The organism is Actinomadura sp. NPDC047616 (genome assembly GCF_040642915.1).
Taxonomy (GTDB): domain Bacteria; phylum Actinomycetota; class Actinomycetes; order Streptosporangiales; family Streptosporangiaceae; genus Spirillospora; species Spirillospora miaoliensis.
Map to the genome: position 1 here is coordinate 99,856 of NZ_JBEYTB010000016.1, position 13,340 is coordinate 113,195.

Consider the following 13,340-nt stretch of genomic DNA (forward strand, 5'->3'; position numbering starts at 1 on the left):
CCTACCTCCGTTCCCGCAGCGCCGCGATCGCCCGCTCCATGTCGGCGGTGACCCCGGCGCGGTGCTCGTCGACCAGCGGCCCGCGCGGCGGGCGGCAGGGGCCGCCGTACCGGCCGACCATGTCCATGCCGAGCTTGATGGCCTGGACGAACTCGGTGCGCGAGTCCCACCGGAACGCCGCGACGAGCGGCTCGTACAGCGCCCGCGCCTCCTCCAGTTTGCCCGCCGTGGCGAGCGCGAACAGCTCGGCGGACTCGGCGGGGAACACGTTGGGGAACCCGGCGAACCAGCCCGTGGCGCCCATGAGCAGGGCCTCCAGGGTGACGTCGTCGGCGCCCGCGACCACCTCCAGGCCGGGGGCCTTCTCGCGGATCTCCAGGACGCGGCGCACGTCGCCCGAGAACTCCTTGACCGCGACGACGTTGTCGATCTGCGCGATCTCGGCGAGCAGGTCGGGGGTCAGGTCGACCTTGGTGTCGATCGGGTTGTTGTAGACCATGACCGGCAGGCCGACGGAGGCGACCGCCTCGAAGTGGGCGATGACCTCGCCGCGGTTGGCCCGGTACATCGTGGGCGGCAGGCACAGCACGCCGTCCGCGCCGTCCTCGGCGGCGATCTCGGCCCAGTGGCGGGCCTGGTGGGAGCCGGGGCCGTGCACGCCGACGACGACCACGCCGTCGTCGCCGACGGCCTCGACGGCGGTGCGCGCGACGCGGCGGCGCTCCTCGTCGGTGAGCGAGGAGTACTCGCCGAGGGAACCGTTGGGGCCGACGCCGCGGCAGCCGCTGTCGACCAGCCAGCGGCAGTGCTCGGCGTACCGGTCGTAGTCGACCGCCAGCCCGGCGGGCGCGTTCGCGTCCTCCCGGTAGGGCAGCGCGGTCGCGACGATCACGCCGCCGAGGCCGTCGGCCTTGGTGCCGGTGCTCATTCAGTGCTCTCTTTCCTGATCGGTGATGGGTGGACGGGCCAGTTCACCGAGCCGGATCGGCTGGGCGAGCGGCCGGTGGTGCGGGGTCGCGGCGGGCAGCCCCTCGAACTGGGACTCGACAGGGGACGCACCCGGGGACGCCTCGGGCGTCCCGGCCAGGAGCTGCGCGACGGTGGGGCCGCAGACGCGGGCCTGGCAGGGGCCGAGCCCGGCGCGGGTGCCGAGCTTCAGGGCGCGGGCGGACGCTCCGGCGGGGTCGCCGGCGGCGCGGCGCAGCGCGCCGTAGGTGGTCTCCTCGCAGCGGCAGACGACGGTGTCGGAGCGCAGCCAGCCGGGCCAGGCGGCGCCGATCGGGTGGGCCGCGGCGAGGCGTGCGGCGAAGGCGCGGTCGCGGTCGCGGCGGCGCCGCAGCGGGGCCAGTTCCGGGGCGTCCGGCGCCCCTCCCCCGGCCAGCCATCCGGCGATGAGCCCCTCGGTGCGGGCGGCGGGCGCCCCGGCGATCCCGGTGATCTCGCCCGCCGCGTACACGCCCGGGCCGGTGGTGCGCTGGTCGCCGTCGACCTCGACGAACGCCTCGGCCGGGGACGCGGGGTCGGGCCGCCGCAGCGCGCAGCCCGCCGCGACGGGCAGCTCCAGCTGGGGCGTGAAGCCGTGCGAGACGCACACCGCGTCGACGGGGACGGCGCGTTCGCTGCCGGGCACGACCGACCAGTCGGGACGCAGCCGCGCGGTGACGACCTCCTCCACCCGGCCGTCGCCGCGCGCCTCGACGACGGCGCGGCCGAGCCGGTAGGGGACGGCGTGCCGCGCCAGCAACGCGGTGTACTCGGCCAGCTCGGCGGCCTTGCCCGCCTGGGCGGCGAGCTGCCAGGGGCGGCGCCCCCAGCCGCGCAGCACGGTCGCCGCGGGGTTGGCCTCCAGCACCTCCGCGACCCGCGATCCGGCCTCCAGCAGGGACGCGGCCACCGGCAGGAGGAACGGTCCGGAACCGGCGACCACGACCCGGTCGCCGACGACGAGGCGTTCGCCCTTGGCCAGCGCCTGCGCGGCGCCGGCGGTGAACACGCCCGGCAGGTCCCAGCCGGGGAACGGCAGCACGCGGTCGTGGGCACCCGGGGCCAGCACCAGCGCGTCCGGTTCCAGGACGTGGCGTTCGCGTCCGGCGCCGTCGGCCGGTCCGCGCAGCACGTGAACGCGCGGGGGACGCTCCTCCCCCGGGTCGGACCGTTCCAGCGACCACACGGCGCTCTCGGGCCACCAGTCGCACCGCGGATGCGTCAGCACGTGCCGCCGCACGCGGTCGAACGCCTGCCAGCCGTGGTGCAGCCGTTCGGGGTGCGCCGCAGCGTAGGCGTCGGGGAGCATCCGGTGGTACTGGCCACCGGGCCGCTCGGCCGCGTCGATGAGGGTGACGGCCGCCCCGGCCCGGAGCGCGGCCGACGCGGCGGCCAGGCCGGCCGGTCCGGCGCCGACCACGACGACGTGGTTGCTCGCGCCCGCGCTCACTGGTCCGCCTCCCGGGACTGGGTGTCGATCACGTCGCCGTCGCGGGCGCGGCGGCGGCAGGCGCGCACGTCGCGTTCGCCGTTGACCGTCAGCAGGCAGTCGAAGCACACCCCGATGCCGCAGAACACGCCGCGCGGGGCGCCGGACGGGCCGCGCCGCCACGCGCGGCGCCCGGCGGCCAGCAGCACGCCCGCGATGGTCTGGCCCGCCACGCCGGTGACGGGCTCGCCGTCCACGGTGATCCGCAGCGGCGTGTCGGGACGGCGGCCGGTGGAGTCGTCCCCGGCCGGGACGAGCCTGGGGCTCATGCGGCACCTCCTTGACCGAGCGCGGCCGGGCGGTCGGCGCGGAACGGGGCGGGATCGAGCGGCGGGTCCTGGCCGAGCAGCAGGCCGGCCAGCAGGCGGGCGGTGCCGGGCGCCAGCCCGATGCCCGCGCCCTCGTGGCCGGTGGCGTGCCACAGGCCGGGCAGCCGCGGGTCCGGGCCGATGATCGGCAGATGGTCGGGCACGTAGGGGCGGAAGCCGCCGTAGGCGCGCATCACCGGCACGCCCTCCAGGGACGGGAACAGCCGCAGCGCCTTGGCGGCGATCACCGACAGCACCTCGGGACGCAGGCGGTCGTCGAACCCGACGCGCCGCCGCGACGAGCCCAGCAGCACCGTCCCGGCGCGGGTGGACTCCACGACCGCCGACGCCTGCAGATCCTCGGCGCCGCTGCCGACGGCGCCCACGTAGTCGGCGTCGTAGACCTTGTGGAAGACGGTGGGCGGCAGCGGCGTGGTCACCAGCACCTCACCGCGCCGGGGCCGCACGTCCACCGGGGCGCCCAGCCGCGCGGCCAGGGCGCCCGACCAGGGGCCCGCCGCGTTGACGAACGCGTCGGCCTCGACCGTGCCCCGGGAGGTGCGGACGCCGGTGAGGCGGCCGCCCCGGGTGACGGGGCCGAGCACCTCGCAGTCGGTGCGGAGCACGGCGCCCGCGTCGAGGGCGTCGGCGAGCAGGGCGGCGGCCGCGGCGGCGGGCTGCACCTGGGCGTCCTGCGGGTAGTGGACGGCGGCGGCGACGTCGCGGGTCAGGTGCGGTTCGGCGGCGGCCAGGTCGGCCGCGTCGAGCGGCTCGGCGGTGACGCCCGCACCGCGCTGCCCGGCGGCGAACCTCTCCAGCTCGCGGGCGCCCGCGTCGGTGGTGGCGACGACGATGCCGCCCTTGGGGTCCCACTCGACGGCGTGCGCCGTCTCGGGGCGGCGGGCGGCGATCTCCTCCAGGATCCGCGGCCACAGCTCCAGCGACAGCCGCGCCAGGGTCAGCTCGGGCCCGGGGCCCTTGTCGGAGACGAGCACGTTGCCCTCGCCGTGCGCGGTGGTCGCCGCCGCGGGGCCGCCGCGCTCCAGCACGGTCACCGCCAGCCCGGCGCGGGCCAGCTCGCGGGCGCACGCCGCGCCGACGATCCCGGCGCCCAGCACCGCGACCCGGGTTCCGGCCATGGCCCCTCCCTGCCGTTCGGTAAATCGAACGTTGCAGAGGCTATGCCCGGCGTTCGGACGCTGTCAACGCCCTGTTTCAGTCTTTGCCGACGAGTCCGGGCGCGTGCGGGTCGGTGAGACGAAGCCGCTGGTCAGAGCCGTACTGCAGGAGAAGCACCGACCGCACGGGGCCGTCGAGGGCGACGTAGCTGTGCGGACGCAGCGCGTCGAACCCGATGTAGTCGCCCGGCCCGAGCTCGACCTCCTGGTCGTCGACCCGAACGCCGAGCCGGCCCGCCTGCACGATGGTGTGCTCGACGCCGACGTGGCCGAGCGAGTCCTGCCGCGCGCCCGGCCGTACCTGCTGGTCGTAGACCTCGACCATCCCGCCGTCGGCCTCGATGCCGTGCAGCGGCCGCAGGTCGACGGCCGCCCCGCTCAGCACCTCCACCTCGGCGCCGCGCACCACGGTCGGGCCGGACGGCAGCTGCTGGTCCAGCAGGTCGGAGATGGGCACCTCCAGCGCCCGCGACAGGCTGAACACCGTCTCGATGGTCGGGTTGCCCGCACCGGCCTCGAGCTGCGACAACGTGGCCTTGCCGATCTTCGATCGGCGGGACAGCTCCGACAGCGACAGCCCCCGGCCGAGCCGGGCGCGCCGGAGGTTGGCCGCCAGCACGTCCCGCACCGACTCCCCAGCACCGCCCACCGCGCGTCTCACCTCACCACTCATCGCCCTGGACAGGCCCCAGCGTACCGCTCGTTCGCTTTAACGAACGGCCCGCCTCCATCCGCCGGCTACCCGGCAGGTAATCGTCACGCCTCCCCGTCCGCCCCTAGCGTCGGGGACGTCGACGACGTTTGGCGACGACTCACAGGAGGCCACGATGACCACGCACCGCTCCATCTCCGCCGCCGGGCTCTTCGCCGACGGCCCGCGGCTGCTGAAGGCCGCGCTGCGGCTCGACTCCGTGATCACCGGCGTCAACGGCCTGGCCTACCTGGCGCTGGCCGGGCCGCTGGAGGACCTGCTGGGCCTGCACGCCGGTCCCGCCCGCGCGATCGGCGCCTTCCTGGTGGCCTACGCGCTGGCGGTGTGGGCGGTCTCCATGCCCGCCCGCGTGCGGCGCCTCGCGGCCACCGCCGTGATCGAGATGAACGTGCTGTGGGCGGTGCTCAGCGTGCTCGCGGTGATCACCGGGTGGCTGGACCTGAACGCGGCCGGGGCGGTGTGGGCGGTGCTCCAGGCGGCGGTGGTGGCGGGCTTCGCCGCCCTGCAGTACACCGGGCTGCGCCGCAGCCGATGATCGCCGATCCGCCGGAATCGGGGCGGTCTGAACGGGCAGGAGGGCGGTATGGACGAGATCAGACTGCGCAGCCCCGCGTTCAGCGACCACACCCTGATCCCGGCGGACCACTCGCACGCCCGGGGCGACGTCTCACCGCCCCTGGAGTGGTCGGACGTGCCCGACGCCGTGACCGAGCTCGTGCTGATCTGCGAGGACCCGGACGCGCCCGGCGGCACGTTCGTCCACTGGCTGCTGGCGGGCATCGACCCCGGCACCGAGAGCATCGCCGCCGGGGACGTCCCCACCGAGGCGGCCGTGGGACGCAACGACTTCGGCTCCCAGGGCTACGGCGGCCCGCACCCGCCCGTGGGCGACGAGCCGCACCGGTACTTCTTCCGGCTGTACGGGCTGTCGGAGGCGTCCGGGCTCAAGGACGGGTTCACCGGCGAGGACTTCCGCACGGCGGTCGAGGAGAAGGTCATCGCGTCCGGCACGCTGGTGGGGACCTACGGGCGGTAGCGATGGACGGTCCGCAGCCTCCTCACCGGCAGCCGCGGGGAGACGAGCCGCTGACGGCGCGCAGCCCGCTCGGGCTGCGCGCCGTCCTGTCCGGCGTCGCGCTGGTCGCGGGGGCGGTCGCGGCGGTGCTGTTCGGCCTGTCGGCCGCGCACGCGCGCGACGCCGGCCCCTGGGTCGCCACCGCGATCTGCGCGACCGTCGCGCTGATCGCGGCGATCGACCTGGTGGTCATCGCCCGCCGCGCCCGCACCTGAGCCCGCCGCGGCGGCCCGTGACGACGGCCGCGTAGTGACGCGGCCTGGCGCGGCGGGCGCGGCGGGGTCCGGCGTGCTCAGGCCGCCAGGTCGCGGGCGGCGACGGCGATCGCGTCGGCGTCGATCCCGGCGACGCGCAGCTGCTCCTCGGGCGTGGCGGAGGCGGGCATGTTCCGCACCGCGAGCCGCGTCAGGCGCGGCACGGGGCCGCCGTCGGCGAACGCCTCGGCGACCGCGTCGCCGAGGCCGCCCTCCGGCCAGTGGTCCTCGACGGTGACCAGGCATCCGGTCTGCTCGGCCGCCTCGCGCAGCGTGACGGCGTCCACCGGCTTGACCGAGTACAGGTCGATCACGCGGGCGGGAACGCCGTCGGCGGCCAGCCGGTCGGCGGCGGCCAGGGCCTCGTGCACCGTCACCCCGGCGGCCACGATCGTGACGCGGTCGTCGGCGGAGGACCGCAGCACCTTGCTGCCGCCGATCGGGAACCGCTCGTCGGGCCGGTAGATCACCGGGGTGGCGCCGCGCGTGGTGCGCAGGTAGCGGACGCCCTCGGCGTCGGCCATGGCCTCGACCAGCCGGGCGGTCTGGTTGGCGTCGCACGGGTACAGCACGGTGCTGCCGTGCACGGCGCGGAACGCCGCCAGGTCCTCCAGGCCCATCTGCGACGGCCCGTCCGGCCCGATGGCGACTCCGGCATGCGAGCCGACCAGGTTGACGTTCGCGCGGCTGACGGCGGCCATGCGCACGAAGTCGTAGGCGCGGGTGAGGAACGCGGCGAAGGTGGAGGCGAACGGGACCCAGCCGCGCGCCTGCATGCCGACGGCGGCGGCCACCATCTGCTGCTCGGCGATGTAGCACTCGAAGAACCGCTCCGGGTGCTCCTTGGCGAAGAACTCCGACCGGGTGGAGTCGCTCACCTCGCCGTCCAGCGCCACGACGTCGCCGCGGGCGGTGCCCAGGGCGCTCAGCGCCTGGCCGAAGGCGTTGCGGGTGGCGACCTCGTCGCCCACGTCGAAGCGGGGCAGTTCGACCGGTGCGTGGTCCAGGGGCCGCGCGCACCGCTCGGACCGCGGATGGCGCGGCTCGACGCGGATGTGGCTGCGGCCGCCCAGTTCGATGACGGCCTCCTCGGCGTCCGGCAGCGGCTTGCCGTGGTGGCCCTCGCGGTCCTCGACGGCGGCCACGCCCTTGCCCTTCCTGGTGCGGGCGATGACGGCGGTGGGACGGCCCGTGGTGCGCTCGGCCTCCCGGTAGGCGGCGTCGATCGCGTCGACGTCGTGGCCGTCGATCTCGACGGTGTGCCAGCCGAACGCCTCCAGCCGCCGCGCGTAGGCGCCGGTGTCCCACTCGTGCCGGGTGGGCCCGCGCTGGCCCAGCCGGTTGACGTCGATGACGGCGGTCAGGTTGTCCAGCCGCTCGTGGGAGGCGTGCTCGGCCGCCTCCCACATGGCACCCTCGGCCATCTCGCTGTCACCGCACAGCACCCACACCCGGTAGGGGACGCGGTCGAGCCGCTTGGACGCCAGCGCCATCCCCACGCCGTACGGCAGGCCCTGCCCGAGCGAGCCGGTGGCCGCCTTCACCCACGGCAGCCGGGGCGTGGGGTGGCCCTCCAGCTTGCTGCCGAGCCTGCGGAAGCTGAGCAGCTCCTCGTCCGACAGCGCGTCGGCGGCCGCGAACATCGCGTACAGCAGCGGCGACGCGTGCCCCTTGGAGAAGATCAGCTGGTCGTTGCACGGGTTGGACGGGGCGTTGAAGTCGTAGTGCAGGTGCCGTGCCAGCAGCACCGCCATCAGATCGGCCGCCGACATCGACGAGGTGGGGTGGCCCGACCCGGCCGCGTCGGCGGCGCGCACCGCGTCCACCCGCAGCTGCCGGCCCAGCTCACGCACCCGCTCCAGGTCCATGTCCTCGCGCATGTCTCTCCCTCCGGGGCGTCGGCACAGGTACGGACCGTCCCTGCGTACCCGGACGAAGGGGAGGAATGCGGGCTCAGTGCCGGTGGTCGGGAAGCGCGGCGGCGGCCTCGCGGGGGTGGGCGAGCAGGTGGGCGACGCGGTCGGCGTCCTGCTCGCCGACGGGGTTGAAGACGATCATGCGCAGCCCCGGCGCGGCCGTCAGGTCCAGGCCGGTGGAGCGCATGGCGATCTCGCCGACCGCCGGGTGCCGGAACACCTTGTCGCACGGACGCGGCGGCGCCACGTCCTGCGTGGCCCACAGCCGCGCGAACTGGGGGCTGGCCGCGCACAGCCGCTGGACGAACTCCTTCCACCCCGGGTCGTCCATGTGCCGGCTGTAGCGGTAACGGAAGATCGCGACGGACTCGTGCGCCTGCTCCTCGATGTTGGCGATGGGGTTGCAGCACGGCGGCCTGGTGAACGCCAGCCACATGGTGTTGCGCTCGCTCGGCGGGACCCGGGGGACGCACCAGAAGAGCGTCGCGTAGGCGCGGTTCCAGGCGATGATGTCCGACCGCGCCGACACCACGGCGGCGGGCATCGGGTCCAGGCGGTCCAGGATCGCGGGGACGTCCTCGGGCAGCCCCTCGGCGGGATCGACGGCGACCGGACGGCGCGTCACCCCCGCCAGCGCGTACAGATGCTCGCGCTCGGCCGGGTCGAGCCGCAGCGTGCGCGCCACCGCGTCCAGCACCTGGGGGCTGGCGTTGATGGGGCGGCCCTGCTCCAGCCACGTGTACCAGGTGACGCCGACGCCCGCGAGCTGGGCGACCTCCTCGCGGCGCAGCCCCGGGGTGCGGCGGCGCGGCCCCGGGGGCATGCCGACGTCCTCGGGTCCGATGCGCTCGCGGCGGGAGCGCAGGAACGCGGCGAGATCGGTGCGTCGCGCGCCGCGGCCGGGGGCGCGCCTTCCCCCGTCCGCGGACGCCCTGGTCTGCGTCATCGTCACGTTCCCCAGACTGCCCGCCGTCCGTCCCGCGTGCCAGGTGCTGTCAGTACCAGTATCAGGCGGCTCTCGTTACTGGTACCGCCGCCCCCGCACGCTGGTGCTCATGACACAGACAACCGATCTGTCCCGAGTTGTTCCCAGAGCGGGGACGGCGCGGGAGACCGGGCGGGGCGGCGCCGGGGGGCCGGCGTTGGCGCTGCTGCTGCTCGGGCAGTTCATGGCCATCCTCGACGCCAACATCGTCAACGTGGCGCTGCCGACCATGCGCGCCGACCTCGGCGCCTCCGGCGCGGGCCTGCAGCTGGTAGTGGCCGGATACGTCATCGCCTACGCGGTCGTGCTGATCACCGGGGCGCGGCTGGGCGACCTGGCCGGGCACCGCCGCATGTTCCTGCTGGGCCTGGCGGCGTTCTCGGCCACGTCGCTGGCGTGCGGGCTGGCGCCGTCGACCGGCTGGCTGGTGGCGTTCCGGTTCGCCCAGGGCGCGAGCGCGGCGCTGCTCACCCCGCAGGTGATGAGCATGATCCAGCGGGGCTTCACCGGCGCCGCGCGGGCCCGCGCCCTGGGCCTGTACTCGGCGGTGATCGCCGGCGGGGTGGTGGTCGGCCAGGTCGCGGGCGGGCTGCTGGTCAGCGCAGACCTGTTCGGCTCGGACTGGCGCTCGGTGTTCCTGGTGAACGTGCCGATCGGCGTGGCGCTGCTGGTCGCGGGGCCGCGCGTGCTGCCCGCCGACGGCGAGCGGCGCGGCGGCGGCCTGGACCCGGCGGGCCTGGCGGTGCTGACCCCGGCGGTGCTGCTGTTCGTCGTCCCGCTCATCCTCGGGCACGAGCTGGGCTGGCCGCTGTGGGGGTGGTTCGCGCTGGCCGCCAGCGCGGTGCTGTTCGCCGCGTTCGTCGGCGTGGAGCGGCGGGTGGTGCGGTGCGGCGGGCGCCCGCTGGTCTCCGGGCGGGTCCTGCGGGCGCCCGGGCTGGCCCCGGCCATGCTGACCATCGCGCTGGGGCCCGGCTCCTGGGGCGCGTTCCTGTTCACCACGACCCTGCACCTGCAGGGCGACCTGGCGCTCAGCCCGCTGGAGTCGGGGCTGGCGTTCGTCCCGTGCGTGGCCACGTTCGCGCTGGTCGGGCTGACGTGGCAGCGGATGCCCGCGCGCTGGCACCGACCGCTGGTGCCCATCGGGTTCGCCGTCGCGGGGGTCGGCTACCTGTTCGTCGGGCCGCTGGCGGGCGGCGGCGCGGCGTACGAGGCGCTGACCGCGGTCATCGGGCTCGGCCTCGGAGTGCTGCCGATCGGGATGACGGCGGCCCTGGAGGGGGTGCCGCCCGAGGACGCCGCCGACGGCAGCGGCCTGCTGCTGACGGTCATGCAGCTCGGCCAGGTCGTCGGCGTCGCGACGGTCGGCACGCTGTTCCTGACGCTGGCCCAGCACGACCAGTCCACCCGGCACGCCGAGTACGGCACCGGCTGGGCGCTGGCCGTGGTGGGGCTGCTCGCGGCGGGCTCGGCGCTGGCGCTGCTGCGCCGCCGGCCCGCCCCCGTCCGCGCCGCCGCCTGAGCGGTCACCGCGGGCGACGGGGTCACGAGTTCAACCGGAGCACGACATCCACGGGGGCACGGGGTCACGAGGTCGGGTGCAGGACGACCTTGATGGCCCCGTCCTGCTTCTTCTGGAAGATCTCGTACCCCTGCGGGGCCTGCTCCAGCGGCAGATGGTGGGTGGCCAGGTCCATCACGCCGAGCGGGTCGGCGTCGTCGGTGACCAGCGGCAGCAGGTCGTCGATCCACCGCTTGACGTGGGCCTGGCCCATCCGAACCGTGATGCCCTTGTCGAACATCTGCAGCATGGGCAGCGGGTCGGTCATGCCGCCGTACACGCCGATGATCGAGATGGTGCCGCCGCGCCGGACGATCTCGATGGCCTGGTGCAGCGCCGCCAGCCGGTCCACGCCCATCCGGCTCATCAGCGGCGCGGCGGCCCGGTCCGGCATCCACCCGGTGAGGGTGTGGGCCATCTTGGCGACGGGCGAGCCGTGCGCCTCCATGCCGACCGCGTCGATCACCGAGTCGGTGCCGCGGCCCTGGGTCTTCTCCCGGACCATCTCCACCACGTCGTGCGCGGTGTGCGGCGGCCCGGCGTCGACGATCTCGATGTCGTGCCGGCGGGCCATCTCCAGGCGTTCGGGCACCAGGTCCACGCCGATGACGCGGCGGCCCAGGTGGCGGGCGATGCGCGCGCACATCTGCCCGACCGGGCCGAGGCCCAGCACGGTGACGCTGCCGCCCTCGGGGATGTCGGCGAAGTCCACGGCCTGCCAGGCGGTGGGCAGCACGTCCGACAGGTACAGGAACCGCTCGTCCGGCGGCCCCTCGGGCACCTTGATCGGCCCGAACTGGGCCTGCGGCACCCGCAGGAACTCGGCCTGCGCGCCCGGGACGTGCCCGTAGAGCTTGGTGTAGCCGAACAGCGCGGCGCCGGTGCCGTACTCGCGCACCTGCGTGGTCTCGCACTGGGCGAACAGCTTCATGCCGCACATGGCGCAGTGCCCGCAGGAGATGTTGAACGGGATCACCACCCGGTCGCCGGGACGGATGTGGTCGACCTCGGCGCCGACCTCCTCCACGATGCCGATCGGCTCGTGGCCCATGATGTCGCCCTCGGTCATGAACGGGCCGAGCAACTCGTACAGGTGCAGGTCGGAACCGCAGATCGCGGTGCTGGTCAGCCGCACCACCGCGTCGGTCGGTTCCTTGATCGCTGGGTCGGGCACGGACTCCACGCGCACGTCGCGGCGACCGTGCCAGGTGAGCGCCTTCATTCGGTACCTCCCTGCGCCGTGGTCCCTGGTCGGGCCCTACCCCGCCCACCGGCGCGAAACGCGGGCGGCCGGCATGGACGTGGCGGCGGCGCGGGACGGGAGGACCCGGTGCGTCCCGCGCCGCCGCCGGCCGGTCGGCTCGCGCGGCCTGTGCGGCTCACTTGCCGCGGCCGGAGAGGCGGTCACGCGCCCGGTCGACCAGACCGGCGCCGGGCGCGAGGAGCTTCAGCAGCGTGGGCGAGTCGGGCGTGGACGGGTGCGGCCGGGTGGGGGCCTTGTCCTTGGCCTTCTGGATCTTCTCGCCCAGCTCGGCCAGCTCGGCGTGGTCGCAGTGCCGGGCCAGCTGCGGGAAGAGGTTCTCCTCCTCGTCGTGCACGTGCAGCCGGACCTCGGTCATCAGGCTGGCGAGCAGGTCGGAGAACTCCCGGCCCACCGCGTCGGTCTTCTCCAGGTCCTTCATGATCCGCTCGACCTTGTCGTGGTCGGCGAGCTCCTTGTCGGCGATCTCGTCGCCGTCCGGCAGGTGCCGCCGGGTCGCCGGGTACAGGTACATCTCCTCGGCGACCGAGTGCCGCACCAGCTCGATGATCACCTGGTCGGTCAGCCGCCGCCGGGTCTCCCCGTCGTCCGGGCGGGCGGCCTCCAGCTGCCCGAACAGCTCCTCCACCTCTTGGTGGTCATGGGTCAGGATGCTGATCATGTCCGCGGCCTGCGTGGTCATGGGGTTCTCTCCTTTCGCCGGTCCTGTGGACCCCACCCCCCTACCCGGCGCGCCGCCCTCAAACGAGGGGCGGGCGGCCCCGGCGCTAGTAGTCCCTCAGGACGGCGCGGGCGGCCTCCACCCGGCGCGGCACGGGGCGGCGGGCGCGCGCCACCGCGGGCAGGGCGCGGACGGCGTCGGCGACCCCGCGCCGGCCCTGGTCGCTGGTCAGCGCGCCGGCGGCGGTGCGCAGCAGCACGAACAGGGGACGGCGCAGCCAGGCGGTGAGCAGCCGGTTGCGCACCTCGCGGCGGCGCCGTCCCGCCGGGTCGCGGCCGTGCGGCGACGGATGGTGGTGGACGACCAGTTCGGGCAGGTAGGCCATGCCCCAGCCCGCCGCGGCCAGGTCGAGCGCGAGCAGTTCCTCCTCGCCGCCGAAGTGCAGCACCTCGGAGAAGCCGCCGACGTCCAGGAACGCGTCGCGGCGCACGACGACCGAGCAGGCCAGGAAGCCCATGATGGCCGGGCCGGGCAGGTCGTCGGGGCGTCCCAGCGGGGAGCGGGCCATGGCCTGCGACACCGGTTCGAGGCGGCCGTCCTCCCCCACCAGGACGCGGGCGGCGAGCAGGGCCGTGCGCGGGTGGGCGTCCAGGACGGACGCGGCGTGCGCCAGCGCTCCGGGCGCCCACCACGAGTCGTCGTCGGCGAACGCGACGTACCGGGTGGCCGCCTCGCGGACGCCGGCGTTGCGGGCGGCGGCGCCGAGGTTGCGCGGCAGCCGGATCAGGCGCGCGCCCGCCTCGCGCGCCACCCGCGGCGTGTCGTCGGACGAGGCGTTGTCGACCACGATCACCGGCGCGGTATGGCGGGCGAGGCTGCGACGCAGCTCGGAGGCGCGGTCGCGGGTGGCGACCACGATCGTCACGTCCGTCGCGTCGGGCATCGGTTCCCTTCCGTCG

14 protein-coding genes are annotated in these 13,340 nt (G+C 75.3%); 4 read left to right on the forward strand and 10 right to left on the reverse strand.

Annotated features, from left to right (window positions below; all coding sequences use genetic code 11):
- Position 1: 1 nt before the first annotated feature.
- From ABZ801_RS31865 to ABZ801_RS31885, 5 genes are all read right to left on the reverse strand, one after another.
- On the reverse strand, positions 2–928 hold the full coding sequence (locus ABZ801_RS31865) for a dihydrodipicolinate synthase family protein (protein ID WP_344956807.1): 927 nt from the start codon (positions 926–928) through the stop codon (positions 2–4).
- Entirely contained in the window at positions 929–2,434 is a 1,506-nt protein-coding gene (locus ABZ801_RS31870; protein ID WP_360704938.1) for an FAD/NAD(P)-binding oxidoreductase, read from the reverse strand.
- On the reverse strand, positions 2,431–2,742 hold the full coding sequence (locus ABZ801_RS31875; protein WP_344956803.1) for a (2Fe-2S)-binding protein: 312 nt from the start codon (positions 2,740–2,742) through the stop codon (positions 2,431–2,433). Before ABZ801_RS31875 ends, ABZ801_RS31870 begins: the two co-directional genes overlap by 4 nt.
- Positions 2,739–3,920, reverse strand: a complete 1,182-nt coding sequence (locus ABZ801_RS31880; protein WP_360704941.1) for an FAD-dependent oxidoreductase — start codon at positions 3,918–3,920, stop codon at positions 2,739–2,741. Before ABZ801_RS31880 ends, ABZ801_RS31875 begins: the two co-directional genes overlap by 4 nt.
- A gap of 76 nt (positions 3,921–3,996) precedes the next feature.
- The gene (locus tag ABZ801_RS31885) at positions 3,997–4,620 is read right to left on the reverse strand and encodes an XRE family transcriptional regulator (RefSeq protein ID WP_360704943.1); all 624 of its coding nucleotides are present in this window, start codon (positions 4,618–4,620) and stop codon (positions 3,997–3,999) included.
- A 166-nt stretch (positions 4,621–4,786) separates the two neighbouring features.
- Here ABZ801_RS31885 and ABZ801_RS31890 point away from each other — a divergent pair, with 166 nt between their 5' ends.
- Genes ABZ801_RS31890 through ABZ801_RS31900 form a run of 3 tightly spaced genes read left to right on the forward strand, consistent with a single transcriptional unit; the run spans position 4,787 to position 5,961 of the window.
- The gene (locus ABZ801_RS31890) at positions 4,787–5,206 is read left to right on the forward strand and encodes a hypothetical protein (protein ID WP_360704945.1); all 420 of its coding nucleotides are present in this window, start codon (positions 4,787–4,789) and stop codon (positions 5,204–5,206) included.
- A gap of 48 nt (positions 5,207–5,254) precedes the next feature.
- Positions 5,255–5,707 (forward strand): YbhB/YbcL family Raf kinase inhibitor-like protein, encoded by a 453-nt coding sequence (locus tag ABZ801_RS31895; RefSeq protein WP_360704948.1) that lies wholly within the window; start codon positions 5,255–5,257, stop codon positions 5,705–5,707.
- 2 nt (positions 5,708–5,709) lie between these two features.
- Positions 5,710–5,961: a DUF6343 family protein gene (locus tag ABZ801_RS31900; RefSeq protein WP_360704950.1), complete on the forward strand. Its 252-nt coding sequence runs from the start codon at positions 5,710–5,712 to the stop codon at positions 5,959–5,961.
- 77 nt (positions 5,962–6,038) lie between these two features.
- Here the strand turns inward: ABZ801_RS31900 and ABZ801_RS31905 are convergent, their stop codons facing one another.
- The gene (locus ABZ801_RS31905; protein WP_360704953.1) at positions 6,039–7,880 is read right to left on the reverse strand and encodes a transketolase; all 1,842 of its coding nucleotides are present in this window, start codon (positions 7,878–7,880) and stop codon (positions 6,039–6,041) included.
- Between the two features lie 73 nt (positions 7,881–7,953).
- Positions 7,954–8,862, reverse strand: coding sequence for a helix-turn-helix transcriptional regulator (locus ABZ801_RS31910; RefSeq protein ID WP_360704956.1), 909 nt, complete (start codon positions 8,860–8,862; stop codon positions 7,954–7,956).
- 109 nt (positions 8,863–8,971) lie between these two features.
- Between ABZ801_RS31910 and ABZ801_RS31915 the strand changes: the two genes are divergently transcribed.
- Positions 8,972–10,420: an MFS transporter gene (locus ABZ801_RS31915; protein ID WP_360704959.1), complete on the forward strand. Its 1,449-nt coding sequence runs from the start codon at positions 8,972–8,974 to the stop codon at positions 10,418–10,420.
- Between the two features lie 64 nt (positions 10,421–10,484).
- On the opposite strand, the gene ABZ801_RS31920 is transcribed toward ABZ801_RS31915, so the two are convergent.
- From ABZ801_RS31920 to ABZ801_RS31930, 3 genes are all read right to left on the reverse strand, one after another.
- Positions 10,485–11,681, reverse strand: coding sequence for a zinc-dependent alcohol dehydrogenase (locus tag ABZ801_RS31920; protein WP_360704962.1), 1,197 nt, complete (start codon positions 11,679–11,681; stop codon positions 10,485–10,487).
- A gap of 157 nt (positions 11,682–11,838) precedes the next feature.
- On the reverse strand, positions 11,839–12,402 hold the full coding sequence (locus ABZ801_RS31925) for a hemerythrin domain-containing protein (protein ID WP_360704965.1): 564 nt from the start codon (positions 12,400–12,402) through the stop codon (positions 11,839–11,841).
- 85 nt (positions 12,403–12,487) lie between these two features.
- The gene (locus ABZ801_RS31930; protein WP_360704968.1) at positions 12,488–13,324 is read right to left on the reverse strand and encodes a glycosyltransferase family 2 protein; all 837 of its coding nucleotides are present in this window, start codon (positions 13,322–13,324) and stop codon (positions 12,488–12,490) included.
- Positions 13,325–13,340 lie beyond the last annotated feature (16 nt).

Excerpts from the sequence above, each read along its gene's own strand:
- ABZ801_RS31865 (WP_344956807.1), bottom strand. The coding sequence starts at position 928 with ATGAGCACCGGCACCAAGGCCGACGGCCTCGGCGGCGTGATCGTCGCG.
- ABZ801_RS31875 (WP_344956803.1), bottom strand. The coding sequence starts at position 2,742 with ATGAGCCCCAGGCTCGTCCCGGCCGGGGACGACTCCACCGGCCGCCGT.
- ABZ801_RS31880 (WP_360704941.1), bottom strand. The coding sequence starts at position 3,920 with ATGGCCGGAACCCGGGTCGCGGTGCTGGGCGCCGGGATCGTCGGCGCG.
- ABZ801_RS31890 (WP_360704945.1), top strand. The coding sequence starts at position 4,787 with ATGACCACGCACCGCTCCATCTCCGCCGCCGGGCTCTTCGCCGACGGC.
- ABZ801_RS31895 (WP_360704948.1), top strand. The coding sequence starts at position 5,255 with ATGGACGAGATCAGACTGCGCAGCCCCGCGTTCAGCGACCACACCCTG.
- ABZ801_RS31900 (WP_360704950.1), top strand. The coding sequence starts at position 5,710 with ATGGACGGTCCGCAGCCTCCTCACCGGCAGCCGCGGGGAGACGAGCCG.
- ABZ801_RS31905 (WP_360704953.1), bottom strand. The coding sequence starts at position 7,880 with ATGCGCGAGGACATGGACCTGGAGCGGGTGCGTGAGCTGGGCCGGCAG.
- ABZ801_RS31910 (WP_360704956.1), bottom strand. The coding sequence starts at position 8,862 with ATGACGCAGACCAGGGCGTCCGCGGACGGGGGAAGGCGCGCCCCCGGC.
- ABZ801_RS31915 (WP_360704959.1), top strand. The coding sequence starts at position 8,972 with ATGACACAGACAACCGATCTGTCCCGAGTTGTTCCCAGAGCGGGGACG.
- ABZ801_RS31920 (WP_360704962.1), bottom strand. The coding sequence starts at position 11,681 with ATGAAGGCGCTCACCTGGCACGGTCGCCGCGACGTGCGCGTGGAGTCC.
- ABZ801_RS31925 (WP_360704965.1), bottom strand. The coding sequence starts at position 12,402 with ATGACCACGCAGGCCGCGGACATGATCAGCATCCTGACCCATGACCAC.
- ABZ801_RS31930 (WP_360704968.1), bottom strand. The coding sequence starts at position 13,324 with ATGCCCGACGCGACGGACGTGACGATCGTGGTCGCCACCCGCGACCGC.